Origin of the sequence: Ferrovibrio xuzhouensis (assembly GCF_042648965.1) — a bacterium.
Lineage (GTDB): Bacteria > Pseudomonadota > Alphaproteobacteria > Ferrovibrionales > Ferrovibrionaceae > Ferrovibrio > Ferrovibrio xuzhouensis.
This window is the reverse complement of record NZ_JBHRYJ010000005.1, coordinates 33261-58880: the sequence shown is the minus strand read 5'-3', so window position 1 is coordinate 58880 and position 25620 is coordinate 33261. Positions and strand designations below refer to the sequence as shown.

Here is a 25620-nt window from a genome sequence, read left to right as displayed (position 1 = left end):
CGGCGCTGCGCGGGGGAGGCGCGGCGATGAGCTTCAAGGTGAAGTTCTGGGGCGTGCGCGGCAGCATCGCGACGCCGTCGGCGCGCCATATCGGCTTTGGCGGCAATACCTCCTGCGTCGAGGTGAAGGCCGGCAGCGAGACGATCATTTTCGATGCCGGCACCGGCATCCGCAATCTCGGCCACTGGCTGCTCAAGCGCGGCGTGCGGCAGGGCTCGCTGCTGCTGTCGCATACCCACTGGGACCATATCAACGGCTTTCCGTTCTTCTCGCCGGCCTTCAAGCCAGACCGGCATTTCCTGATCCATGCCGGCCACCTGATCGACAAGGGCGGCATCGGTAATGTCCTGGCGTCGCAGATGGCGCAGCCGTTCTTTCCGGTGCCGCTGGAGAAAATGGGGGCGCGGATCGAGAGCGTCGATTTCCGTGCCGGCGACAGCTTCTCCCTGGGCAACGGCAGCATCCGGGTGCGCACCACGCCGCTGAATCATCCCGACGGCGCCACGGCTTACCGCCTGGATTTCGGCGGCAAGTCGCTGTGCTACGTGACCGATACCGAGCATGTGCCGGGCAAGCCCGACCAGAACATCCTTGGCCTGATCGAGGGCGCCGACCTGGTCATTTATGACAGCACCTATACCGACGCCGAATATGAAAAGCATGTCGGCTGGGGGCATTCGACCTGGCAGGAGGGCGTCCGGCTCTGCCGCATGGCCAACGTCAAGACGCTTGCGATATTCCATCATGACCCCGATCATGAGGACCTGTTCATGGAGGCGCTGGAAGCCGAAGCGCGCCAGCTCTGGTCGGGAACCCTGGTGGCGCGGGAAAATATGCGGATCAATCTGCTTTAGGGGAGGGAAGGCATGGCGCGGCTGTATCTCGTGCGGCATGCGAAGGCGGCGGCAAGATTTGACGAAGACCCGGATCCCGGCCTCTCGGAAGAGGGCAAGGAGGCGGCCGTCGAACTGGCTCTCGACCTGGAGAAGATCGGACCCTGTCCGATCCTGACCTCGCCGCTGGAACGCGCGCGGGAAAGCGCGCTGCCGCTGGCCAACCGCTGGGGCATCCAGCCCGAGGTGAGTGCGGCCTTCAGCGAGATTCCGACACCGCCGGAGATCGCCCAGCAGGGCATCAAGGCACGCGGGCCATGGCTGAAGGAGATCGCCGGCCAGCGCTTCGGCACCCAGCCGTCGCTGATCCGTGCCTGGCGCGAGGGCCTGATCGGTATGCTGAAATCGACCCGCAGCGATACGGTGATCTTCACCCATTTCATGGTGATCAACGCGGCGCTCGGCGCCGCCACCAATGACGACCGCGTGGTGATCATGCAGCCGGATTACTGCTCGTACTTCGTGTTCGAGACGACCAGCCGCGGCCTGTCGCTGGTGTCGCGCGGTGCCGAAGCCACCACGACAGTACTCTGATCGCCGGCGCCCCGGCGCCGGCAGCTCCTGCGCATGCATTGTCCACCTGCCCGGCCTTGCGACCGGGTCCCGGAAATCAGGCGGTGCGCCGCCCGGCGGGAACAGCTTGGCCATGGCGGGCGAGACCGGCTAATCTGTCTGCAACCCATCCTGCATGGTTTTGCCGTTTGCTACCGGGGACGTTGTGATGAATGCCAAACCAGAGATCAAGACGGCCCCGGCGTCGGCTTCCGCGGCGCCGGCCTCGGCCGACCTGCCGGCCGGCTATGTGCTGGAAGACCAGATCGGCCATCTGATCCGGCGCGCGCATCAGCGCCATACGGCGCTGTTCATGGCGATGATCGGCGATGCCCAGGTGACCACCACGCAATATGCGGCGCTGGTGAAGCTCTACGAGATGGGCGAGCTGTCGCAGAATCACCTCGGCCGCCTGACCGCGATGGATCCCGCCACCATCCAGGGCGTGATCCGCCGGCTGACCGACCGCAAGCTGATCGCCCATCGCCCGGACCGCAACGACAAGCGGCGCCGCTGCCTCAGCCTCACCACCACCGGCCGCGACCTGGTCGGCCGCCTGCTCGCCAACGGCCCGAAGGTGACGCAGGCGACGCTCGATCCGCTCAGCCCGGACGAGCAGCGCCAGATCGTCGCACTGCTCAAGCGGCTCGGCTGAACGCAGGAAACCCTTTATCGATGCGGGTTTTCACGCCGTCGGGCGCTGCCGGCGGCGATGCTGCGCTGCCGCATTTCTGCGCAGCAGGTGCCTATATTTTGACGTTGACTCTGAGCGGGCAAAACCGCAGCATCGTTTGCGTACAAACGATACGGCCCGCAGGGGGTGGGCCGTACGCAGATGCCGGCGGGGAGGCCCCAAACACCGATGGCGTCCAGTTATGTGCGTCCCACCAGCCTCGATGAGGCTCTGGCCAGCCTGAAGGCGGCGACCGCCGCCGGCGCACCGCGCCGGCCGGTGATCCTGGCCGGCGGCACCGATTATTACCCGGCGCGCGTCGGTCGCGCGCTGGATGACGATATCCTCGACATCACCGCGATCCCCGATCTCAAGGGCATCAGTGAAACCGCCGAGCACTGGCGCATCGGCGCCACCACCACCTGGGGCGAGATCGTCGCCGCCGACCTGCCGCCGCATTTCGACGGCCTGAAGCAGGCGGCCCGCGTGGTCGGCGGCGCCCAGATCCAGAATGCCGGCACCATCGCCGGCAACCTGTGCAATGCCTCGCCGGCCGCCGATGGCGCGCCGATGCTGATGGCGATGCGCGCGCGGGTCGAAATCCGCAATGCCGCCGGCCGCCGCGAGATGCAGCTCTCCGAGTTCATCACCGGCAACCGTCGCACGGCTTTGCAGCCGGGCGAACTGGTCACCGGCCTGATCGTGCCGAAGCCGAAAAAGCCGTCCTGCAGCGTGTTTCTCAAGCTCGGCGCCCGTGAATACCTGGTGATCTCGATTGCCATGGCCGGCCTGGTGCTGGAGGTCGAGGACGGCGTGATTGCCGGCGCCGGGCTGGCGGTCGGCGCCTGTTCGGCTGCCGCGATGCGGCTGTCGTGGCTCGAATCGGAACTGACCGGCCGCCGGCTCAATGCCGGGCTGGCCAACCGGGTGAAGCCCGAGCATCTCGATGCGCTGGCACCGATCGACGACATCCGCGCCGATGCCGCCTACCGGCGCGTTGCGGCGCTGACCCTGGTCCGGCGGGCGATCGTTGCGCTCGCCAAGCAGAAGCGGAACTGATGCCATGCGTCTGATCGTCAACGGACAGCAGCATACCTATCACGGCGAACCGCAGCGGCGCCTCAGCGACGTGCTGCGCGACGATCTCGGCCTGACCGGCACCAAGGTCGGCTGCAACGCCGGCGATTGCGGCGCCTGCACGGTGATGCTGGGCGGCAAGCAGGTCTGCGCCTGCCTGACCCCGGTGGCGCAGGCCGTGGGCAAGCCGGTGGTGACCGTCGAGGGCCTGCAGGCCCATGGCACGCTGTCGCGCCTGCAGACGTCTTTCCTCAAGCATGGCGCGGCGCAATGCGGCATCTGCACGCCCGGCATGTTGATGGCGGCGACCGACCTGCTGGCCGAGGTTTCGAAGCCGGACGAACAGCAGGTGATGGATGCCATCGGCGGCGTGCTGTGCCGCTGCACCGGTTATCGCAAGATCGTCGAGGCGGTGCTCGACGCCGCACATCATCCGAAACTGCCGGCCCAGCCGGCCGACGGCGCCGCGGTCGGCGCGCGCAGTCTCAAGGTCGACGGCCTGCAGAAGGTGGTCGGCACCGAGAAATATGGCGCCGACTACATCCCGGCCGATGCCCTGTGGCTGCGCATCATCCGCAGCCCGCATGCCCGCGCCAGCTTCACGCTCGGCGATTTTTCCGCCGTGATCGCGCAATACGGCCTGGAGCGGGTGTTCACCGCCGCCGATGTGCCGCGCAACGGCTTTGCCATTTTCGAGGACAAGGACCAGCCGGTGCTGGCCGACGGCATCGTGCGCTATCGCGGCGAGGCGGTGGTGGCCGTGGTCGGCCCGCGCAATGCGGTCGAGGCGCTGCGGCCGGAAGACCTGCCGATCACCTATGTGCCGGAAGACCCGGTCCGCGGCGTGGTTGCCGCTGCCGCGTCGGATGCGAAACTGGTGCAGGCCGGCAAGCCGGGCAACGTGCTGATCCGCGGCGCGGTCACCAAGGGCGATGTGGCCGAGGGCTTTGCCGCCGCTGCCGCCATCGTCGAGGGCCAGTTCCAGACCAGCTTCGTCGAGCATGCCTATATCGAGCCGGAAGCCGGCTGGGCCCGGCGCGTCGGCGACCGCATCGAAATCCATGCCTCGACCCAGGCGCCCTATATGGACCGGGACGAGGTGGCGAGCGTCATGCAACTGCCGCCGGACCGCGTGCGCATCGTGCCGACCGCCTGCGGCGGCGGCTTCGGCGGCAAGCTCGATGTCTCGGTGCAGCCGATGCTGGCCGTGGCGGCCTGGGTGCTGGGCAAGCCGGTCGCCTGCGTCTACACGCGGCCGGACAGCATGGCGTCCAGCACCAAGCGGCATCCGGCGCGCATCGCGGCGAAATTCGCCGCCGCGAAGGACGGCCGGCTGCTCGCCGCCGAGACCCATGCCGAATTCGATACCGGCGCCTATGCCAGCTGGGGGCCGACGGTGGCCAACCGCGTGCCGGTGCATGCCTCGGGGCCCTATCTGGTGCCGCATGTGAAGAACCGCAGCGTGGCGCTGTTCACCAACGCGCCGCCGTCCGGTGCCTTCCGCGGCTTCGGCGTGCCGCAGGCCGCCATCGCGCATGAAACCCTGATGGATGACCTGGCCGCCCGGCTCGGGCTCGACCGGCTGGAAATCCGCTTCATCAACGCGATCCGCGCCGGCGACCTGACCGCGACCAGCCAGAAGCTGGAACATTCCGCCGGCCTCGCCGACTGCATCGCCGCGCTCAGGCCGCACTGGCAGAAGCTCGATACCGAGGTCGCCAGCTTCAACGCCCGGCGCAAGACGCTGCGGCGCGGCATCGGCATCGGCTGCATGTGGTACGGCCTCGGCAATACCTCGATCTCGAATCCGTCCACCATGCGGGTCGGCCTGCGCGGCGACGGCCGGGTGTTCTTCTACAACGGCGCCGTCGACATCGGGCAGGGCTCGAACACCATTTTCGTGCAGATCCTGGCCGATGCGCTTGGCGTCGCCATGGACCGCATCGATTACGTGATGGGCGATACCGACCGCACGCTGGACGCCGGCAAGACCTCGGCCTCGCGGCAGACCTTCGTGTCGGGCAAGGCGGTCGAACTGGCCGGGCGCGACCTGCGTGGCCAGATCCTGCGGCTGGCCAATGCCGGCGAGGATGCCAGGCTGAAATTCGACGGCGCGACGCTGACCGTCGACGACAAGGGGGCCGTGCGGCGCATCGCGCTCGCCACCCTGCCGCGGCTGAATGACGACGGCGACGTGCTACTGGGCGAGGGCCGCTTCGATCCGCCGACCACCATGCTGGACGAGAACGGCCAGGGCGTGCCTTACGCCACCTACGGCTTCGCCGCCCAGATGGCCTTGGTCGAGGTCGATACCGAACTCGGCACCATCAAGGTGAAGAAGATCATCGCCGCCCATGACGTCGGCAAGGCGGTCAATCCGGTCCAGGTGGAAGGCCAGATCCATGGTGGCATCGCGCAAGGTTTGGGCCTCGCGCTGATGGAGGAATTCCTGCCCGGCCGCACCGAGAACCTGCACGATTATCTGATCCCGACGGTGGGCGACATCCCGGAGATCGACGTGATCATGATCGAGGATGCCGAACCGCTCGGGCCCTACGGTGCCAAGGGCGTCGGCGAGCCGGGCCTGGTGCCGACCGCGCCGGCGATTCTCGGCGCCATCCGCCACGCCACCGGGGTGCGGGTAACCGAGGTGCCGGTGCTGCCGCACCGCCTGTTCGCCGGGCTGCAGGCCCTGCCGCAGGCGGCAGAGTAAGGGGAGGGGCGCCATGAGCGAAGCCGTCGCCACTCAGACCCCGTCGCCGAAGGACGCCGTCGTCCGCTGCGATGCCTGTCCGGTGCTGTGCCGCATCCGCCCCGGCAAGGCCGGCGCCTGCGACCGCTATGCCAATGTCGAGGGCGTGCTGACCCGGGTCGATCCGCTGGTCATCACCGAAAAGGCTGCCGCCAAGGGCGAAAGCGTCATCCCCTTCCTGTCGGGCAGCGAGGGCTAGAACGGCTCGGTGGCCGCGCCGCCACCGGAAGCCATCAAGCCGGCGTCTTTCGTTACCGGCATCGGCGCCGGCACGACGTATCCCGACTACAAGCCGGCGCCCTTCATCGTCTCGTCGCAGTATGACGGTGTCGACATGGTCACCGTGGTGACCGAGGGCATCTTCAGCTACTGCGGCGTCAAGGTGAAGATCGACACCGACCGCCACCTCGGCCCCGAGCAGGCGCCGGTGCGGGTCAACGGCGAGGCCATCGGCCATGTCACCACTGCCGAATACGGCTCGCAGATGCTGTCGCTCGGCGGCGTGCATCACCTGACCGGCGGCAGCAAGAAGGAAGGCACCGTCACCTGCGACGCGCTGCTGGCTCTGTGCAACAAGCAGCCGGTGACCGTGCAGATCGACGGCGGCGCCGCAGTGACGATCCAGGCCGACCGGGCGCCGATCGTCAACGGCGTGCCGGAAGCCCGCATGCGGGTCGGTTGCGGCTCGGCCACCATCGGCATCTTCGCCAAGCAGTGGCTCGGCCATGCCGACGAGGTGATCGTGGTCGACGACCACATCACCGGCGTGCTGAGCGAGCATCAGGCGGGCCGCTTCCTCGACATGCCGCTGGCCGGCATCCGCGTGCGCGGCCGCAAGTCGACGCCGGGCCGCTATTTCCAGGTCGCCGAGCCGGGCCTCGGCTGGGGCGGCACCAATGTCTCCGATCCGCTCGAAATCATCGAGAGCATCGATGCCAAGACCGCCTGGCCGGGCATGCGGCTGCTGATGGTCTCGACCACCGGCGAACACAGCGCCTGGTATGTGCTGGACGACAACCTGAAGCCGCAGCCGGCCGCGATGCCGGCGCCGATCACCAAGGTGGTCGAGCGTATCGCCGAGAATTGCGAACCCTCGCTGTGCACCGTGCTGTTCATGGCCGGCGCCGGCGGCTCCCTGCGTGCCGGCGTCACCGAGAACCCGGTGCGCCTGACCCTGTCGGTGAAGGACCGGCTGACCCGCGTCACCGCCGGCGGCGCCCCGGTCTTCGTCTGGCCGGGCGGCGGCATCACCTACATGGTGGATGTCGCGCGCATGCCGGACAATTCCTTCGGCTATGTGCCGACCCCGGCGCTGGTGGCGCCCATCGAGTTCACCATGCGGCGCGATGACTATGCCGCGCTCGGCGGCCATATGGATTACGTCGTGCAACTCGATGACGTGCTGCAGGGCGGGCGGCTCAGCCGCCAGAGCCAGCCGGCCGACAATCCCTGGCCGGCGGCCCTGCCGGGCTTCGGGGGGCGCGCATGAGCGGACCCCGGGTGAGCGGACCTCGGGCTGCGTGGCTCGTCGCCGCCGATGGCGGCCGCCGGCTGCATCTGCAGCACGGGCCCATTGATCTGGTGATCGGTGCCTATGGCGCCGGGGACGACACCGCCCGCGCCTATGACAAGGCCTGGGCCCGCTTCCAGGATATCCTGCCGGTACTGGCGGACGAACTGGCCGAACTGCGCCGGCCGCTCGGCGCGGCGCATCCGCTGCTGCGCGGGCCGGTCGCGCGGCGCATGGCGGCGGCCTGCTGGCCCTATCGCGACGTTTACATCACGCCGATGGCCGCCGTGGCCGGCAGTGTCGCCGACGAGATCCTGCAGGCGATGCTTGCCGATACCCGGCTCAGCCGCGCCTATGTCAACAACGGCGGCGACATTGCCGTGCATCTGGCGCCGGGCGAACACTTGCGTGCCGGTGTGGTCTGCAACCCCGAGCATCCCCATGGCGACGCCATCGCCGTGCTGCATGCGGCTCAACCTGCGCGCGGCATCGCCACGTCCGGCTGGCGCGGGCGGTCCTTCTCGCTCGGCATCGCCGATGCGGTCACCGTGCTGGCGGCGACTGCGGCGCTGGCCGACGCGGCGGCAACGATGATCGCCAATGCCGTCGATGTGGATCATCCGGCGATTGAACGGCAGCCGGCGCACGCATTGCGCGATGACAGCGATCTCGGTGCACTTCCGGTGACGGTATCCGTAGGTGTACTGCCGTTTTTTGCCGTGCAGGAAGCCTTGTCGCGCGGTGTCGCGCGCGCCCATGATCTGCGCCGGCGCGGCCTGATTCAGGCCGCGTTTCTGTCGCTGCAGGGCGCCAGCGAAACCGTCGGCGGCGACGACCTGATCGGAACCGAAGCAAAGACAGCAGTGGGGCAGGCATGAGTCTGGTGGATGTGCGCAGGATCGTGATGATCACCGAGGAAATCTTCCATGACGGTGGTCCGAAATCGGCCAGGCCGCCGAAGCGCGGCGTGATCGGCGCCATCGTGCGCAATCCTTACGCCGGCCATTATGAAACCGACATCACGCCGATGATGGAGGCGCTGAAGCCGCTCGGCATGGAGCTGACCAAGCGTCTGGTGGCAGGCCTCGGCGGCGACCCCAAGGCGGTCGAGGCCTATGGCAAGGGCGCCATCGTCGGCGCCAACGGCGAGCTGGAGCATGGCGCGCTGTGGCATGTGCCCGGCGGCTATTCGATGCGCGAGGTGCTGGGCGAAGCCAAGGCCATCGTCCCCTCGGCCACCAAGCTGGCCGGCGTCGGCGCCCGTATCGACATCCCGCTGCATCACATCAATGCCGCCTATGTGCGCAGCCATTTCGACGCCATCGAATTCTGCGCGCCCGACGGGCCGCGCGACAACGAGATCGCCTTCATTCTCGCCATGAGCACCGGCGGCCGGGTGCATGCCCGCGTCGGCGGCCTGCAGGTGGGCCAGATCAAGGGCGAGGACGGACTTCGGTAAACGCGTACCGGTTCAATGGGGGACCACGGATAACAAGGAGGCAGAGTAATGGATCGCAGAAGCTGGTTGAAGTTGAGTGCCGCTTTCGGTGCGGCGATGTTCGGACTGGCGTCGGGCGCCCAGGCGCAGGACACCATCAAGGTGGGTGAGCTGAATTCCTACAAGAATTTCGCGGCCTTCCTCGAGCCCTACAAGAAGGGCATGGAGCTGGCGGTTGACGAGATCAACGCCACGGGCGGCGTGCTCGGCAAGAAGTTCGAGATCGTCAGCCGCGACGATACCGGCAACACCGGCGAGGCGGTCCGCCTGGCCGACGAGCTGATGACCCGCGAGAAGACTGCCTTCCTGATCGGCACCTTCCCGTCGAACGTCGGCCTGGCCGTGGCGAGCTATGCCAAGGAACACAAGGCGCTGTTCATCGCCGCCGAGCCGCTGACCGACAAGATCGTCTGGGACCAGGGCAACAAGTATACCTTCCGCCTGCGTGCCTCGACCTACATGCAGACGGCCATGCTGGTGCCCGACGCGCTGAAGCTGAAGAAAAAGCGCTGGGCCATCGTCTACCCGAACTACGAATATGGCCAGGCCGCCACTGAAGCCTTCAAGAAGCTGATGAAGGAAAAGCAGCCCGACGTCGAATTCGTCGTCGAGCAGGCGCCGCCGCTCGGCAAGATCGAGGCCGGTGCCGTGGTCGACGCGATTGCGGCGGCCAAGCCGGACGCGATCTTCTCGTCGCTGTTCGGCGGCGACCTCGCCAAGTTCGTCCGCGAGGGCGAGACCCGCGGCCTGTTCAAGGGCAAGGCGGTGTTCAACCTGCTGGCCGGCGAGCCGGAATACCTCGACCCGCTGAAGGACGAAGCCCCGGTCGGCTGGTATGTCACCGGTTATCCCTGGTACGGGATCACCACGCCGGAGCACAAGAAGTTCTTCGATGCCTATGAGAAGAAGTTCAAGGACTATCCGCGTCTCGGCTCCATCGTCGGCTATTCGACGGCGATGAGCGCGGCGGCAGTGATCAAGAAGGCCGGCACGCTCGACATGGAAAAGCTGGTGGCGGCGATGAAGGGCCTGCAGGTGGAAACCCCGCTCGGCAAGGTGACCTATCGCACGCAGGACCACCAGTCGACCATGGGCGCCTATGTCGGCCGCATCGGCCTGAAGGACGGCAAGGGCATCATGACCGACTGGCATTACGCTGACGGCGCCAAGTTCCTGCCGTCGGATGCCGATGTCGCCAAGATGCGGCCGGCCGAGTAAGCCAGCCGAACCACCTGTCCTGCAACCGGCTGTCCCGCCGCGGCGCCGCGCCAAACCGGCGCCGCGGCGGGAAGCCAACCTTCCGGGCCCGCCGTGTCCTTCGCCAACATCGTTATCCAGTTCCTCAACGGCCTCGCCGGCACCTCGTCGCTGTTCCTGGTCGCAGCAGGACTGTCGATCATCTTCGGCGTCAGCCGGATCGTGAACTTCGCCCATGGCTCGCTCTACATGCTGGGCATCTATGTGGCCTACAGCCTGATCGAGTGGTTCGGCCGCTCGTCGGTGCTCGGCTTCTGGGGCGGGGTGCTGCTGGCGGCCGTGATCGTCGGCCTGATCGGCGTCGTCATCGAGGTCGTCGTGCTGCGCCGCATCTATCGCGCACCCGAGCTGTTCCAGCTGCTGGCCACCTTCGCGCTGGTGCTGGTGATCAAGGATGCCGCGCTCTACATCTGGGGTGCGGAAGACCTGCTCGGGCCGCGCGCACCGGCGCTGCGCGGCGCCGTCGAGATCTTCGGGAACCGCTTCCCGCAGTATGATCTGGTGCTGATCGCCATTGGCCCGCTGGTGCTCGGCCTGCTGTGGCTGCTGCTCAACCGCACGCGCTGGGGCACCCTGGTGCGCGCCGCTACCCAGGATCGCGAGATGGTCGGCGCGCTCGGCGTCAACCAGGCCGGCCTGTTCACCGGCGTCTTTTTCCTCGGCGCCTTCCTCGCCGGCCTCGGCGGCGCGGTACAGATCCCGCGCGAGCCGGCCCAGCTGATGCTCGACATCACCGTGATCTCGGATGCCTTCGTCATCGTCGTGGTCGGTGGCATGGGCTCGATCGGCGGCGCCTTCCTCGCCGCGCTGGTCATCGCCGAGATCAAGGCCTTCTGCATCGGCATCGGCGATGTCAGCGTGCTGGGCTTCGACCTGTCGTTTTCCAAGCTGACCCTGGTGGTCGAGTTCCTGGTCATGGCCGGCGTGCTGGTGGCACGCCCCTGGGGCCTGCTCGGCAAGCCGCAGGCGGCCCAGCGCGGCGCCGGCACCGTCGAGCCGCTGATGCATCCGCTGACCGGCAAGTTCTGGCTGGCCGTGCTGGCCGCCGTTGCCGTGCTGGCGGCGATGCCGCTGCTCGGCGACAGCTACTGGCTGGTGCTGATGATCGACATGGCGGTCTTCGCGCTCTTCGCCGTCACCCTGCATGTGCTGATGGGCCCATCCGGCATGGTCAGCTTCGGCCATGCCGCCTATTTCGGGCTCGGCTCCTACGGTGCAGCGCTGGTGCTGCTGAAGCTGCATGCGCCGATGACCCTGTCGCTGGTGGCGGCACCCGTCGTCGGCGGCCTCGGCGCGCTGCTGTTCGGCTGGTTCTGTGTCCGCCTCAGCGGCGTCTATCTCGCCATGCTGACGCTGGCCTTCGCCCAGATCGCCTGGTCGGTGATCTTCCAGTGGGATGCCTTCACCGGCGGCTCCAACGGCCTGATCGGGCTGTGGCCGAGCGAATGGCTGAAGGACCGCACGGTCTATTACTTCTTCGCCACCGCGCTGTGCACCGGGGCGATCTTGGTGCTGTGGCGCATTGTGCATGCACCCTTCGGCTATGTGCTGCGGGCCGGACGCGATTCGACGCTGCGGGCTGACGCCATCGGCATCAACGTGCGCCGCTTCCAGTGGTACGGCTTCGCGCTGGCCGGCGCCTTTGCCGGCCTGGCCGGCGGCATCTTCGCCTTCTCCAAGGGCAGTATCTCGCCGGAACAGCTTTCGGTATCGCGCTCGGTCGATGGCCTCGTCATGGTGCTGCTCGGCGGCGTGCAGACCCTGACCGGCCCGGTGGTCGGCGCCGCGGCCTTCACCTGGCTGCAGGACATGATCGCGCGCAACACCGAATACTGGCGCGCGGTGCTCGGCTGCACCATCCTCGTCATCGTGATCGCCTTCCCGCAGGGCATTGCCGGCTTCCTCAAGGAGATGGCGATCCGGGTCGGTCTGCGCCGGGAGGGCACGTCATGACGGTGCTCAGCGTGTCCGGCCTGCAGAAATCCTTCGGCGGCGTTCAGGCCGTGCAGGGCGTGAATTTCACCGTGGCCGCCGGCGAGCTGCTGGCCCTGATCGGCCCGAACGGTGCCGGCAAGAGCACCTGTTTCAACATGCTGAACGGGCAGCTGAAGGCGGATGCCGGCCATGTCACGCTGCTGGGGCGCAGCCTCGTCGGCCTGCCGCCGCGCGAAATCTGGCGCATGGGCGTCGGCCGCACCTTCCAGATCACGGCGACCTTCAATTCGATGACGGTGCGCGAAAACATCCAGATGGCGTTGCTGTCCTTCCACCGCCGCCTGATGGCCTTCTGGAAGCCGGCCGCCGATTACTACAGCGACGAGGCGATGGCCTTGCTCGATCGCGTCGGCATGGCCGACCAGAGCGAGCGGGCCTGCGGCGTGCTGGCCTATGGCGACCTGAAGCGGGTCGAGCTGGCCATTGCGCTGGCCAACCAGCCGAAACTGCTGCTGATGGACGAGCCGACTGCCGGCATGGCGCCGGGCGAGCGTATCGCCCTGATGGACCTGACCGGTAAACTGGCCCGGCAGGACGACATCGCCGTGCTGTTCACCGAGCATGACATGGACGTCGTCTTCGCCCAGGCCGACCGCATCATCGTGCTGAACCGCGGCCGGCTGATCGCCGAAGGCAGCCCGGCCGAGGTGCGCGCCAACGCGGAAGTACAGGCGGTTTATCTCGGCAGCGGCGCCGTTTTTGCGGGAGAGCACTGATGGCGGGCGATCTGCTCAGGGTCGAGGGCCTGCACACCTATTACGGCCGCGCTCACATTCTGGCCGACCTGGCGCTCGAGGCCGGGCGCGGCGAGGTGGTCGTGCTGCTGGGCCGCAACGGCGCCGGCAAGTCGACGACCATGAAGTCGGTGATCGGCCTGGTGCCGGCGGCCAAGGGCACCGTCACCTTCGAAGACAAGCGCATCGACCGTATGCCGTCCTACCGGGTGGCGCGGCTCGGCCTCGGCTACGTGCCGGAAGACCGGCGCATCTTCACCGACCTGACGGTGATGGAGAATCTGGAAGTCGGCCGCCAGCCGTCGCGCGAGGGCGCGCCGACCTGGACGCCGGACCGCCTGTTCGAGCTGTTTCCCAATCTCGGCCGCATGAAGGACCGGCCGGGCGGCCGCATGTCGGGCGGCGAGCAGCAGATGCTGACCATCGCCCGCACGCTGATGGGCAATCCGCGCCTGATCCTGCTGGACGAACCCTCTGAAGGCCTGGCCCCGGTGATCGTCGAGCAGATGGCGAACACCATCCTGCAGCTCAAGGCCGAGGGCCTGACGGTGCTGCTGTCTGAACAGAACCTGCATTTCTCGCAGATGGTGGCCGACCGTGCCTACATCATCGAGAAGGGTCGCATCCGCTACCAGGGCACCATGGCCGAACTGGAAGCCGATGCGGCAGTGCGCGAACAGTATCTTTCGGTGTGAGGACGTCATTCATGGGCTGGATCGTCGGAATCGATGTCGGCGGCACATTTACCGACCTGATCGGCATTGAACCCGCGCTGGGCAAGGTGGCGCTGGCCAAGGTGCCGACCACACTCGACAACCAGGCGTTCGGCGTGCTCGCCGCGCTGGAGAAAGGCGGCATCGCGCTGGCCGATACCGACACCATCGTGCATGGCACGACGACGACGACCAACGCCCTGCTCGAACGGAAAGTGGCCCGCATCGGCCTGATCACGACAAAAGGCTTCCGCGACAGCCTGGAGCTCGGCCGCCGCACCCGCCCGCAGCCTTACGGCCTGACCGGCAGCTTCGAGCCGCTGGTGCCGCGGCAGTGGCGCCTGGAAGTCCCCGAGCGCATGGATGCCGATGGCGGCGTGGTCGTGCCGCTCGACGAGGCCGCCGTGCGCGCTGCCGCCGAGCAGCTCAAGGCGGCCGGCTGCGAAGCCCTGGTGATCCATTTCCTGCACAGCTATCTCAACCCGGCACACGAGAAACGCGCGCTGGAGATCGCGGCCGAAGTCTGGCCGAACCACTACATCACTGCCGGGCACCAGCTGCTGTCGGAATACCGCGAATACGAGCGCGGCACGACAGCCTGCGTGAATGCCTCCGTGCAGCCGGTGCTGCACCGGTATATCGAGCGGCTGAACGGCGAGCTGAAGAGCAAGGGCTTTCGCCGCGACCTGCTGGTCATGCAGGGTAATGGCGGGACGATTGCCGCCGGCATCGTGTCCGAAGCCGCGGTGAATACCGTGATGTCGGGGCCGGCCTCGGGCGTGATGGCGGCGGCCTATACCGCGCGCGCCGCCGGCCTGCCCAACGTGATCACCTACGACATGGGCGGCACGTCTTCCGATGTCGGCCTGATCCAGGACGGCGTGCCGCAGGTCTCGTCGGAACTGGAACTCGAATATGCCATGCCGATCCATGTGCCGATGGTGGACGTGCATACCATCGGTGCTGGCGGCGGCTCGATCGCCCATATCAACGAGGCCGGCATGCTGCAGGTCGGCCCGGAAAGTGCCGGCGCCCGGCCCGGCCCGATCTGCTACGGCCGCGGCGGCACCCGGCCGACCATCACCGATGCCAACCTGGTGCTCGGCCGCCTGAACCCGGACGGCCTGTTGTCGGTCGACAGCAAGGTCTCGCTGGACGATGTGAAGACTGCCGTCGCCCGCGATGTCGGCCAGCCGCTCGGGCTGGCCACCGACGAAGCCGCGGCGGCGATCCTGCGCATTGCCAACGACAAGATGGCCGGCGCCATCCGCATGGTCAGCCTCAGCCGCGGTCACGATCCGCGCGACTTCGCACTGTTTGCCTTCGGCGGCGCCGGACCGCTGCATGCCGCGGCGCTGGCCCGCGAGCTTGGCATCCCCAAGCTGCTGATCCCGGCGCGGCCGGGCATCACCAATGCGCTCGGCTGCGTGGTCGCCGACCTGCGCCACGATTACGTGCGCACGGTGAACAAGCCGCTGTCCGACCTGCCGGACGGGCTGGTCGCCGCGGTGCTGGCCGCACAGATCGCCGAGGGCAGGGCGACGCTGGCCCGCGACGGCGTCGCCGTCGACGAGGTGCAGGTGCTGCATACCGCCGACATGCAGTTCCAGGGCCAGAGCCATCTGCTGACCGTGGCGGTGCCCGACCCGGCGATCAGCCGCGACGCGCTGCAGAAGGCCTTCGATGCCGCTTACTGGCATCGCTTCGAGGTGGAACTGCCGGAAATCCGCGCCGTGCTGGTCAACCTGCACACCGCGGTGATCGGCCGCCGGCCCGACCTGTCGCTTGACCGCCTGCTGGCGGCCGAGCCGGCGAAAGACGTTGCCGGGGCGCAGAAGGGCAGCCGCAAGGTATGGTACGATGCCGGCGGCTGGCAGGAGACGCCGGTCTATGACCGCGAACGGCTGCCGCGCGGCGCCAGCTTCATGGGGCCGGCGATCCTGGAGCAGCTCGATACCACCGTGGTGATCGAACCGGGCAACCGGGTCGATGTCGACAAACTCGGCAACCTGATCGTTGCCGTCAGCGCAGGGCAGGGCTGAACCATGGCAAAGACACCGATCGATCCCGTCACGCTGGTCGTGATCCAGAACGGCCTGCAGCAGGTCTGCAACGAGATGGACCTCGCCTTCTGCCGCGCCGCCTTTTCGCCGGTGATCTCGGAGGCGCTCGACCGCTCCGACGGCATCTACCACGGCCAGACCGGCGAACTGATCGCGCAGGGCGAACTCGGCCTGCCGGTTTTCGTCGGCACCATGCAGTTCTCGACCCAGGCCGTGATCGAACGGGCGCTGAAGGTGCCGATGCTGGCGCCGCAGCCGGGCGATGTCTACATCGTCAACGATCCCTATCTCGGCGGCACCCACCTGATGGATGTGCGCTTCGTCAAGCCGTTCTTCTACAAGGGCAAGCTGTTTTCCTGGCTGTCCAATACCGGCCACTGGCCGGATATCGGCGGCATGGTGCCCGGCGGCTTCTCGGCCAATGCCACCGAGGTCGAGCAGGAAGGCCTGCGTCTGCCGCCGGTGAAACTGTACAAGGCAGGCGTGCTCGACGAGGAGATCCTGTCGATCATCCTCAGCAACATCCGCATCGCCGACCAGCGCATCGGCGACATCAAGGCGCAGGCGGCAGCGCTCGCCATCGGCGAGAAGCGGCTGACCGCCCTGCTTGATCGCTACGGTGCCGATGTGGTCGAGCAGGCCATCGAGGAACTGAAGCAGCGCGCCAGCCAGCAGATGCGCGCCCGCATCGCCACCATCCCGGACGGCGTCTACGAGGGCTCGGCGGTGGTCGATTCCGACGGCGTGGTCGACGAGCCTTTGCTGATCAGGATGAAGGTGACGAAGACAGGCGAGGAGCTGCATTTCGACATGACGGGGTCGAGTCCGCCCTGCCGTGGGCCGATGAACAGCGTGATCGCCACCACCTATTCGTCGATCTACCTCGCGGTGAAGCACATTTTTCCCGATGTGCCGATCAACGCCGGCACCTTCGAGCCGCTGAAGATCACCGACCCGCATGGCACCTTCCTCTATGCGAAATATCCGCGGCCGGTCTCGGGCTGCGCGGCGGAAGTCAGCCAGCGCATCGCGGAGGCCGTGTTCAACGCGCTGGTGCCGGCGATGCCGGACCGGCTGTTCGCCGCGCCGGCCGGCACCTCGGGCAACCTGGCGCTCGGCGGCTACGACCCCCAGCGCGACCGCAGTTACGTGATGTATGTGATTTCCGGCGGCGGGTATGGCGGCTGGCATGCCGGCGACGGCCTGACCAACGGCTGCTCGACCATCGGCATCTCCAAGACCACGCCGATCGAGGTGATGGAGCAGTATTACCCGGTGCTGTTCGAGGAATACTCGCTGCACGAGGGCTCGGGCGGCGCCGGCCAGTATCGCGGCGGCTTCGGCGTCAACTATACGATCCGCCTGCGCCGCGGCGAGGCGCGCGCCTCGATGGTGATGGACCATGGCCGCACCGGGCCGCAGGGCGCGCTGGGCGGCGAGGACGGCGGCACCAACACGGTGGCGATCGAGACCATGCAGGCCGACGGCACGCATACCTATGTGCCGCCGCATCTGTCCAAGGACCAGGATATCGAGATCAGGGCCGGCGACCGCGTGCGGGTCTCGACGCCGGGCGGCGGCGGCTTCGGCGACCCGAAGCGACGCGATCCGGCATTGATCGCCCGCGACATCGAACGCGGCTATTACACGCCAGACCAGATCAGGCAGCGCTTCGGCGTCGCCGCGACGAAAAACGCGGCCGAGTAGGGCTACGGCTTGTTCGCCGAGCTGGTCGTCTGGGCGGGCGTCGAGGCGGCCCCCGCGGCGCGCCGGCTCGGCTATGCCCGTGCCGCGGTCAGCCTGTGGTCGCGGCGCCGGCGTTGCGCCGCCGCCTGGGCGGTGCATGAAGAGAAGACCCGCAGCTTCGCCCTGTCGGTTGCCGCGACCGCGCCGCGCCGCGACACGCTGTGGCTGCTGGGCGGCGGCACGCTCGCCGACCTGCCGCTCGCCGACCTGAGCCCGCTGTTCCGTCGGATCATCGTCTTCGATATCGCGCTGCTTGGCATGGCCCGGCGCAAGGCGCGCCGCTTTGGCAATGTCGAACTGCGCGCCGCCGATGTCACCGGCATGGTGGCGCCGCTGACCGAATGGCGGCCGGGTCTGCCGCTGCCGATTCCCTCGGCCGAGGCCCTGCGCGACCTCGATCCGGTGCCGCCCGATTGCGTGCTGTCGCTGAACCTGCTGTCGCAACTGCCGCTGCAGCCGGCGCTGTGGCTGCAGAAGCAGGGCGTCAGCCGCACCTCGGCCGACGGCTTCGGCCGTGCCGTCCTGCGCGCGCATCTCGCAGGGCTGACGGCGCTCGGCTGCCCGGCCGGGCTGGTGACCGACCGCACCCGGCTGTGGCGCAACCGGGCCGGCGAACTGGTGCTGCGGGAAAACGCCGTGCTGGATGTGCCGCTGCCGGAGGCCGGGCAGGCCTGGTCCTGGCCGCTGGCGCCGCGCGGCGAGATCGATCCGGAACTCAGCCTCGACATCGACGTGATCGCCGCCCGCCTGCCGGCAGGCTGAGTTACTTGCGCACTTCCTGCACGGACTCGATGACGAAGCCGCGCTCGGGCGGAAACTTGCGCATGATCACCCGGCGCACTTCGTCGTCGGATGTCGCCTGCAGTTCGACGTAATTGATCTCGCCCCATTTGTCGTCGAGCTGGCGGTGCTTCTCGCCCATCATGTGGGCGCGGCGGACTTCCTGGTTGTAGATGCCGATCGAGAAGGTCTTGGTGTTGGTTTCCTTGGCGACCTGCTCGGCGGCCATCTTTTCCAGCTTGGCGACCTGGGCTTCCAGTTCGATTTTCTGCCGGGTCAGTTCGGCGATCTTGTGCTGGGCGCCGCGGGTCAGCTTTTCCATCTCGTCGAGCCGCTGGCCGCGGCGCACCACTTCCTGGGCGCTCCACTCATAGGCCATGACCTGCCGTTTGTGCTGGTTGATCATCTGCAGCACGATAAAGGCCGCGCCGGGAAGGCCGATCACCAGGGCGCCGAGAATGAGCCAGAAGGACGTCATGATTCTGTGTTTAACCGACTGTGGAAAACCCTGCAAGATGCTGAAAAACCGGTGAAACTCCGTATACACGCAAAAATAGCGGCGCGCCCCGCCGGGTTGCGGCATATTCGGCAGGGAAAGCTTGACCCTGACCGGGCGGGCCGTTAAAGAAACGCTGCCTGTGGCGGGGGTAGCTCAGTTGGTTAGAGCACCAGATTGTGGCTCTGGGGGTCGCGGGTTCAAGTCCCGTTCCTCGCCCCAACATTTCGAAGGCCGGTCAAGGACACCTCCTTGGCCGGCCGTTTTCATATCCGGGGCCTGGCGCCCGCGATCCTCCCTGACCCGTGATCCTCCCTGAACGGACCTTTCGTTGCTGCGCTGTTTTATCGGGCAGCCACTGCCGGCCATGCTCAATTTTTGGCCTTCCCGCCGGATTGGTGAAACCGGTGGATACAGAAATTGCATACGATTTCCCGAAAAGCCTGTCCGAGGCTGGCGGTTAGCCGCTGGCATCTGCCTTGCATCGCTGGCCGGTATCGAACCGGCCGGTACCGAACGGCCGGTACCGGACTGACAGCGGACGGGACCATGGCCGAAAAGGGCGATATCGAACTCGCAGCGGTGCTGAAGCGATACGGCGGCACCGTCGCCGTCGATACGATCAGCCTGAAGATTCCGGCCGGCACCTATTGCTGCCTGCTCGGCCCTTCGGGCTGCGGCAAGAGCACCACCTTGCGCATGATCGCCGGCCACGAGGATATTTCCGACGGCGACATCATGATCGGCAACGAGGTCATCAACGACCTGCCGCCGGCGCGCCGCGGCACCGCGATGATGTTCCAGAATTACGCGCTGTTCCCGCATCTCGACTGCACCGACAATGTCGCCTTCAGCCTGAAGATGAAGGGCGTGGCCAAGGCCGAGCGGCGCCAGCGCGCCGTCGAAATGCTGCGGCTGGTGCATATGCAGGATTACGCCGCGCGGCTGCCGGCCCAGCTGTCGGGCGGCCAGCAGCAGCGCATCGCGCTGGCCCGCGCGCTGATCACCAATCCGAGCGTGCTGTTGCTCGACGAGCCGCTGTCGGCGCTCGATCCCTTCCTGCGCGCCCGCATGCGCGAGGAGCTGAAGCGCCTGCAGAAGGAACTCGGCATCAGTTTCATCCATGTCACCCACAGCCAGGAGGAGGCGATGGCACTGGCCGACCTGGTGGTGGTGATGAACCGCGGCAAGATCGAACAGGCGGCCACCGCCCGCGAAGTCTTCAACCAGCCGCGCACGGCATTCGTCGCCCGCTTCATCGGCGGCCACAACATCATCGACTGCACCGTGGATGCGGCGGCCGGCACCATCCGCTTGCCGGGCCACCTGCCGGGCGCCGTGCCGCTGCCGGCCCGGATCGACGGCGCCCGCCAGCCGGTTTCGGTGCGCGCCGACCGCGCGCGGCTGACTCCGCCGGCGCCGGGGCAGGCGGGCTTCGCCGGCACCGTGCGTGCGGTCGAGTATCTCGGCAGCATCGTGCATGTCGGCATCGGCGCCGAAGGGCTTGGCGACTGCACCATCGATGACGGCGAATTCGCCGTCACGGTCGACGAACGCAGCTTTTTCGCATCGCCGGTCGCCGTCGGCGACCGGGTTTCGGTTTCATGGGCGCCCGAGGAAGTTCACGTCCTCGAGGGCTAGGCAAGCGGCGGTGACCGCATAACGACAGTGGAGGCAGTTATGACAGGCAAGCGTGACAAGGCAACGGGCAGCAGGGCAACGGGCAGCAAGGCGACGGACGGCCGGATGACGGGCGGCAAGGCCATCGACCGCCGCGCGGTCCTCAAGGGGGCGGCGGCCGGCATCGGCCTCGCCGCCGGCAGCGGCGCGTTCACCGGGTTCCCGACCATCTGGGCGCAGAACATCAAGAACGTCACGCTCCGCCAGTTCGGCACCGGCGTGTCGAACCTCAATGCCATCGCCGAGAAGTGCAAGGCGGATACCGGCATCACCCTGCAGATGACCGCGCTCGATTCCGATGCGGTCGCCCAGCGCGCGGTGACCCAGCCGAAATCCTTCGACATCGCCGACATCGAATACTGGATCTGCAAGAAGGTGTTCCCGGCCGGCATCATGCAGCCGATGGACGTCAAGAAGATCAAGTATTACGACAAGATCGTGCCGCTGTTCATCACCGGCAAGCTGAAGCCCGACAGCGTGATCGCCCAGGGCACGGCACCGCATACCGTCGGCTTCGTCGAGGGCAAGGACTCGGTGAAGTTCGCCAAGTCGCCGACCCAGTGGATGACCATGATCCCGACCATCTACAATGCCGATACGCTTGGCATCCGTCCGGATCTGGTCGGCCGCCCGATCGGCAACTGGAAGGACATCATGGACCCGAAGTTCAAGGGCAAGACGTCCATCCTGAACATCCCCTCCATCGGCATCATGGACGCGGCGATGATCTGCGAGTCGATGGGCGAGATCAAATACGGCGACAAGGGCAACATGACCAAGGCCGAGATCGACAAGACCATCAATGTGATGAAGGAAGCCAAGAAGGCCGGCCAGTTCCGCGCCTTCTGGAAGACCTTCGACGAGTCGGTCAACCTGATGGCGTCGGGCGAGGTGGTGATCCAGTCGATGTGGTCGCCGGCGGTCACCGCCGTGCGCGCCAAGGGCATCCCCTGCGTCTACCAGCCGCTCAAGGAAGGCTATCGCGCCTGGGGCGGCGGTCTCGGTCTCGCCAAGCACCTCAGCGGCCTCGAGCTCGAGGCGGCCTATGAATACATCAACTGGTATCTCTCGGGCTGGGTCGGCGCCTACCTGAACCGGCAGGGTTACTACTCGGCGGCGCTGGAGACCGCCAAGGCCTACATGAGCGAGGACGAGTGGGGCTTCTGGATGGAAGGCAAGCCGGCCAAGGGCGAGATCAAGAGCCCCGAAGGCAAGGTGCTCGAGAAGGCCGGCGCCGTGCGCGACGGCGGCTCCTTCGAGGCACGCATGGGCCATGTCGCCTGCTGGAATGCCGTGATGGACGAGGACCGCTACATGGTCCAGAAGTGGAACGAGTTCATCGCCGCCTGACGACCTGACGGTACTGCCGCCGCGCGGACGACAAGCCGCGCGGCGGCGGGCCGGATGCCGAGAGATGATGCAGAAGAAATCCTATATCCCGTATCTCCAGGTCGCGCCGCTGGCGGCGGTGTTCGCCGGCTTCCTGGTGATCCCGATCCTGACCATCATCGTGGTCAGCTTCTGGGACTACAATTTCGTCAGCATCATCCCGGATTTCATCTTCACCAATTACCGCGAACTGCTCGGCAGCGAGGTGACGCTGCAGACCTACCTCAACACCTTGCGCTATGCCGTGATGGCCTGGGCACTGACCCTGGCGATCGGCTTCACCATCGCCTATTTCCTGGCCTTCCACGTGCGCAGCGCGACCTGGCAGACCGCCTGCTTCCTGGTCTGCACGGTGCCGTTCCTGACCTCGAACATCATCCGCATGATCTCGTGGATTCCGTTCCTCGGCCGCAACGGCCTGATGAACAGCCTGCTGATCAAGCTCGGGGTCATCCAGCATCCGCTGGAATTCCTGCTGTTCTCGGATTTCTCGGTCGTGCTGGCCTTCGTGCACCTCTACACGCTGTTCATGATCGTGCCGATCTTCAACTCGATGATGCGTATCGACCGCGCGCTGATGGAGGCGGCCTATGACGCCGGCGCCAGCGGTTTCCAGGTGCTGGTCAACGTGATCATTCCGCTGTGCAAGCCGGGGATCGCCATCGGCTCGATCTTCGTCGTCACCCTGGTGATGGGCGATTTCATCACCGTGCGCTTCATGAGCGGCGGCCAGAGCGCCTCGGTCGGCCTGATGATGGCGAATGCCATGTCGCTGCTGCAGTATCCCGCCGCCGCCGCCAATGCCGTGATCCTGCTGATTGTCGTGCTGCTGATCGTGGTCGGCATGATGCGGCTGGTCGATATCCGCAAGGAGCTGTAGACCATGCATGGCCGCAAGCGCAGCAAGAGCTTCTATGTGCTGGGCGCCTTCTTCCTGCTGTTCGTGCTGTTCCTGTACGGGCCGATGTCGACCATCTTCATCCTGTCCTTCCAGGGCCCGAATGGCGGGCTGACCTTTCCGATGAACGGTGTCTCGGTCACCTGGTTCCGGAACCTGACCGAAAAGCAGATGGTTGGCGATTTCGCCGGCTCGTTCGGCCGGTCCTTCGTGCTTGGCGTCATCGTCATGCTGCTGACGGTGACCATTGCGCTGTCGGCCGGCCTGGCCTTTCGTCACCGTTTCCGCGGCTCGGGCCTGATCTTCTATCTCGCCATTGCCAGTCTGATCGTGCCCTCGATCCTGGTCAGCCTCGGCATCGGCCTGCAGTTCCGCATCATCGGCTGGGACACTGCCTGGTATACCTCGGCGCTCGGCGCGCATCTGACCTGGACGCTGCCCTTCGGCCTGCTGATCATGTTCGCGATCTTCAACCGCTTCGACAAATCCTACGAGGAGGCCGCCCGCGACCTCGGCGCCTCGCCGTGGCAGGTGATCCGCCATGTCATCGTGCCGATCATCCTGCCCAGCCTGGTCGGCATCGCGCTGTTCGGCCTGACCCTGTCCTATGACGAATTCGCCCGCACCCTGATGACGGCCGGCACCAGCAACACCCTGCCGCTGGAAATCTATGCCATGACCACCAATGTGACGACACCGGTGCTCTATGCGCTCGGCACTGTCACCAGCGGCTTCTCGTTCCTCATCATCCTGCTGGCGCTGGGTACGGTGGTCATCATCCGCCGTCGCCGCGAGCGCCATGGTTCCGACGCCGGGAAGGGTGTATAGGGACGGCCATGCCGTCGAATCTGTCTGTCAGGGTAATGTCGCGGGCCGATCTGGACCTCGCAGTGGAGTGGGCCGCCGCCGAAGGCTGGAACCCCGGCCGGCGCGATGCCGCCAATTTCCACGTTGCCGACCCGTCCGGGTTCCTGATGGGATTCGTCGACGACCAGCCGGTCGGCTGCATCTCGGTGGTGCGCTATGGCGACGGCTACGGGTTCCTCGGTTTCTATATCGTCGCCCGCGAATGGCGCGGCTGCGGCCATGGCATGGCGATCTGGCAGGCCGGCCTGCAGCATCTCGGCAAGCGTACCATCGGCCTCGACGGCGTGGTGGCCCAGCAGGACAATTACCGCACATCCGGCTTCGTGCTGGCCCATCGCAACATCCGCTTCGGCGGCCGGGCGCAGACCGGGCCGTTTTCCGGCCAGGCGGAACTGGTCGATGCCGCCCGCATCCGCTTTGACCGGCTGGCCGCCTTCGACCGGCGCTTCTTTCCGGCACCGCGCGATGCCTTTCTGGTGCGCTGGCTGGCGACGCCGGGCCATCATGCGCTGGCGGCGGTGGTCAATGGCGAGATCGCCGCGCTCGGCGTGATCCGGCCCTGCGGGCGCGGCCGCAAGATCGGCCCGCTCTATGCCGAGACGCCGGCGCTGGCGGCCGACCTTTTGGCCGCGCTGTGCGGCGATGCCGGCGACGAGCCGGTCTTCCTCGACGTGCCGGAAAACAACGCCGCCGCGATCCGGCTGGCCGAGGCGGCGGGGCTGACGCCGGAATTCGAGACGGCGCGGATGTATCGCGGCGCCGCCCCGGTGGTCGACATCAACGGTCTTTACGGCATCACCAGTTTCGAGCTCGGCTGATGCGCCTGCTGCTGATCAACCCGAACACCACGCAAGCGGTGACCGACCAGGTGCTGGCCGTGGCGCGCGGCATGGCGGCACCCGGCACGGAACTTACCGGCGTCACCGGCCGCTTCGGTGCGGCCTATGTCTCCTCGCGCAGCGCCTATGCCATCGCCGGCCATGCCGCGCTGGATGCCTGGGCGGCGGCCGGCGAGGGTTTCGATGCCGTGGTGCTGGCCTGTTTCGGCGATCCGGGCCTCGATGCCCTGCGCGAGCTCTGTCCGGTGCCGGTGATTGGCATGGCCGATGCCGCGGTGGCGCAGGCGGCCGGGCAGGGTGGCCGCTTCGGCATCGTCACCGGCGGCGAACGCTGGGAAGCGATGCTGCGGGAGTTCGTCGCTGCCCGTGGCCTCACCGACCGGCTGGCCACGATCCGCACCGTGGCGCCGACCGGCGGCGATATCGCCCGCGCGCCCGACGCTGCCCTGCCGCTGCTGGCGCAGGCCTGCCGCGATGCCGCGGCCGATGGCGCCGAACGGGTGATCCTCGGCGGCGCCGGGCTTGCCGGTCTGGTGCCGGCTCTGGCCGGTGCCGTGCCGGTGCCGCTGATCGACAGCACCCAGGCCGCGCTGCGGGCGGCCGAGGCGGCCACGGCCCATGCCTGTGCGGGTTATGATGCGACGCTGCCGCCGGTGCCCAGCACCGGGCTGTCGCCGGCGCTGGCGGCCAGAATTTCCGGGACTACCTAGATCAGCGGTCGCCGCGCAGCCAGGTCTGGCTGCGCCCCAGCAGCGGCATGCCGATGAAGCCGCGCACGCGCAGGCGTTTGCCGTCGTCGCTCAGGCTCATCTTGGCCTTGTAGATCTTGCCGTTCTTCGGATCGAGGATGGCACCGCCGGCCCAGCCGTCGCCATCCGTCTTCATGCCCCACAGGAAGGTCATGCCGATGACCGGCTGGTCCTTGCGGGCGCCTTCGCATTTGTCGCAGACCGGGTCGGGCTTTTCGTCGGGTCGGTAGAATATTTTTGTGACACGACCCTGCAGTTCGCCGTTCACCTCGGTGATCTCGACGATGCTGCGCGGCGCGTCGGTCTCGTCGTCGATGGTGGTCCACAAGCCGACCGGGGCGGCGGCCCCGGCTGCCACGAGGTTGTTGGACAGGCCAATCATCAGGGCGGACAAAGCGGCAATCATTGCAACAGCGCGCACAATATGCGTCATACTTTCCCTCCCGGGCTCTTTTTGGG

At 67.1% G+C, this 25620-nt stretch carries 24 protein-coding genes and 1 tRNA gene; 23 read left to right on the top strand and 2 right to left on the bottom strand.

Annotated features, from left to right (window positions below; genetic code table 11):
* The first annotated feature begins 26 nt into the window (after positions 1-26).
* The 16 genes from ACFOOQ_RS18970 to ACFOOQ_RS18895 all read left to right on the top strand — a co-directional run bounded on the left by ACFOOQ_RS18970 (position 27) and on the right by ACFOOQ_RS18895 (position 18225).
* The gene (locus ACFOOQ_RS18970) at positions 27-854 is read left to right on the top strand and encodes an MBL fold metallo-hydrolase (protein ID WP_379729214.1); all 828 of its coding nucleotides are present in this window, start codon (positions 27-29) and stop codon (positions 852-854) included.
* Between the two features lie 12 nt (positions 855-866).
* Positions 867-1427 carry a histidine phosphatase family protein gene (locus ACFOOQ_RS18965; protein ID WP_379729213.1) on the top strand — a complete coding sequence of 187 codons (561 nt, stop codon included), beginning with the start codon at positions 867-869 and terminating at the stop codon, positions 1425-1427.
* Between the two features lie 187 nt (positions 1428-1614).
* On the top strand, positions 1615-2100 hold the full coding sequence (locus tag ACFOOQ_RS18960; RefSeq protein WP_379729212.1) for a MarR family winged helix-turn-helix transcriptional regulator: 486 nt from the start codon (positions 1615-1617) through the stop codon (positions 2098-2100).
* A gap of 207 nt (positions 2101-2307) precedes the next feature.
* On the top strand, positions 2308-3177 hold the full coding sequence (locus ACFOOQ_RS18955) for an FAD binding domain-containing protein (protein WP_379729211.1): 870 nt from the start codon (positions 2308-2310) through the stop codon (positions 3175-3177).
* Between the two features lie 4 nt (positions 3178-3181).
* Complete coding sequence (locus ACFOOQ_RS18950; protein ID WP_379729210.1) at positions 3182-5908, top strand: molybdopterin-dependent oxidoreductase; 2727 nt, start codon at positions 3182-3184, stop codon at positions 5906-5908.
* Positions 5909-5921: 13 nt separating this feature from the next.
* Entirely contained in the window at positions 5922-6146 is a 225-nt protein-coding gene (locus ACFOOQ_RS18945; protein WP_379729209.1) for a hypothetical protein, read from the top strand.
* 9 nt (positions 6147-6155) lie between these two features.
* The gene (locus ACFOOQ_RS18940) at positions 6156-7436 is read left to right on the top strand and encodes a 6-hydroxynicotinate reductase (protein WP_379729208.1); all 1281 of its coding nucleotides are present in this window, start codon (positions 6156-6158) and stop codon (positions 7434-7436) included.
* A complete protein-coding gene (locus ACFOOQ_RS18935) occupies positions 7433-8335 on the top strand; it encodes a UPF0280 family protein (RefSeq protein WP_379729207.1) in 903 nt (300 codons plus the stop codon). The genes ACFOOQ_RS18940 and ACFOOQ_RS18935 overlap by 4 nt, the downstream gene beginning before the upstream one ends.
* A complete protein-coding gene (locus ACFOOQ_RS18930) occupies positions 8332-8916 on the top strand; it encodes an amino acid synthesis family protein (protein ID WP_379729206.1) in 585 nt (194 codons plus the stop codon). Before ACFOOQ_RS18935 ends, ACFOOQ_RS18930 begins: the two co-directional genes overlap by 4 nt.
* A 48-nt stretch (positions 8917-8964) precedes the next feature.
* The gene (locus ACFOOQ_RS18925; protein ID WP_379729205.1) at positions 8965-10173 is read left to right on the top strand and encodes an ABC transporter substrate-binding protein; all 1209 of its coding nucleotides are present in this window, start codon (positions 8965-8967) and stop codon (positions 10171-10173) included.
* A gap of 93 nt (positions 10174-10266) precedes the next feature.
* On the top strand, positions 10267-12165 hold the full coding sequence (locus tag ACFOOQ_RS18920; RefSeq protein ID WP_379729204.1) for an ABC transporter permease: 1899 nt from the start codon (positions 10267-10269) through the stop codon (positions 12163-12165).
* Entirely contained in the window at positions 12162-12923 is a 762-nt protein-coding gene (locus ACFOOQ_RS18915; RefSeq protein WP_379729202.1) for an ABC transporter ATP-binding protein, read from the top strand. Before ACFOOQ_RS18920 ends, ACFOOQ_RS18915 begins: the two co-directional genes overlap by 4 nt.
* Complete coding sequence (locus ACFOOQ_RS18910; protein ID WP_379729200.1) at positions 12923-13636, top strand: ABC transporter ATP-binding protein; 714 nt, start codon at positions 12923-12925, stop codon at positions 13634-13636. Before ACFOOQ_RS18915 ends, ACFOOQ_RS18910 begins: the two co-directional genes overlap by 1 nt.
* Before the next feature lie 11 nt (positions 13637-13647).
* Positions 13648-15696 (top strand): hydantoinase/oxoprolinase family protein, encoded by a 2049-nt coding sequence (locus ACFOOQ_RS18905; protein WP_379729199.1) that lies wholly within the window; start codon positions 13648-13650, stop codon positions 15694-15696.
* A 3-nt stretch (positions 15697-15699) separates the two neighbouring features.
* Complete coding sequence (locus ACFOOQ_RS18900; protein ID WP_379729198.1) at positions 15700-17424, top strand: hydantoinase B/oxoprolinase family protein; 1725 nt, start codon at positions 15700-15702, stop codon at positions 17422-17424.
* A 9-nt stretch (positions 17425-17433) separates the two neighbouring features.
* Positions 17434-18225 (top strand): hypothetical protein, encoded by a 792-nt coding sequence (locus ACFOOQ_RS18895; protein WP_379729196.1) that lies wholly within the window; start codon positions 17434-17436, stop codon positions 18223-18225.
* A 1-nt stretch (position 18226) separates the two neighbouring features.
* Here the strand turns inward: ACFOOQ_RS18895 and ACFOOQ_RS18890 are convergent, their stop codons facing one another.
* Entirely contained in the window at positions 18227-18721 is a 495-nt protein-coding gene (locus ACFOOQ_RS18890; protein ID WP_379729195.1) for a hypothetical protein, read from the bottom strand.
* A 163-nt stretch (positions 18722-18884) separates the two neighbouring features.
* Between ACFOOQ_RS18890 and ACFOOQ_RS18885 the strand changes: the two genes are divergently transcribed.
* The 7 genes from ACFOOQ_RS18885 (at position 18885) to ACFOOQ_RS18855 (ending at position 25122) form a co-directional block, all read left to right on the top strand.
* Positions 18885-18961, top strand: a tRNA-His gene (locus tag ACFOOQ_RS18885).
* 327 nt (positions 18962-19288) lie between these two features.
* On the top strand, positions 19289-20380 hold the full coding sequence (locus ACFOOQ_RS18880) for an ABC transporter ATP-binding protein (protein ID WP_379729194.1): 1092 nt from the start codon (positions 19289-19291) through the stop codon (positions 20378-20380).
* A 39-nt stretch (positions 20381-20419) separates the two neighbouring features.
* Entirely contained in the window at positions 20420-21769 is a 1350-nt protein-coding gene (locus ACFOOQ_RS18875) for an ABC transporter substrate-binding protein (protein WP_449265822.1), read from the top strand.
* A gap of 64 nt (positions 21770-21833) precedes the next feature.
* Positions 21834-22688, top strand: coding sequence for an ABC transporter permease (locus ACFOOQ_RS18870; protein WP_379729193.1), 855 nt, complete (start codon positions 21834-21836; stop codon positions 22686-22688).
* Between the two features lie 3 nt (positions 22689-22691).
* Positions 22692-23534 (top strand): ABC transporter permease, encoded by an 843-nt coding sequence (locus ACFOOQ_RS18865; protein WP_379729192.1) that lies wholly within the window; start codon positions 22692-22694, stop codon positions 23532-23534.
* Positions 23535-23596: 62 nt separating this feature from the next.
* Positions 23597-24391: a GNAT family N-acetyltransferase gene (locus tag ACFOOQ_RS18860; protein WP_379729191.1), complete on the top strand. Its 795-nt coding sequence runs from the start codon at positions 23597-23599 to the stop codon at positions 24389-24391.
* A complete protein-coding gene (locus tag ACFOOQ_RS18855) occupies positions 24391-25122 on the top strand; it encodes an aspartate/glutamate racemase family protein (RefSeq protein WP_379729190.1) in 732 nt (243 codons plus the stop codon). Before ACFOOQ_RS18860 ends, ACFOOQ_RS18855 begins: the two co-directional genes overlap by 1 nt.
* 1 nt (position 25123) lies before the next feature.
* Here ACFOOQ_RS18855 and ACFOOQ_RS18850 read toward each other — a convergent pair whose 3' ends face one another.
* Complete coding sequence (locus tag ACFOOQ_RS18850) at positions 25124-25594, bottom strand: DUF2147 domain-containing protein (protein ID WP_379729189.1); 471 nt, start codon at positions 25592-25594, stop codon at positions 25124-25126.
* Positions 25595-25620: the final 26 nt, after the last annotated feature.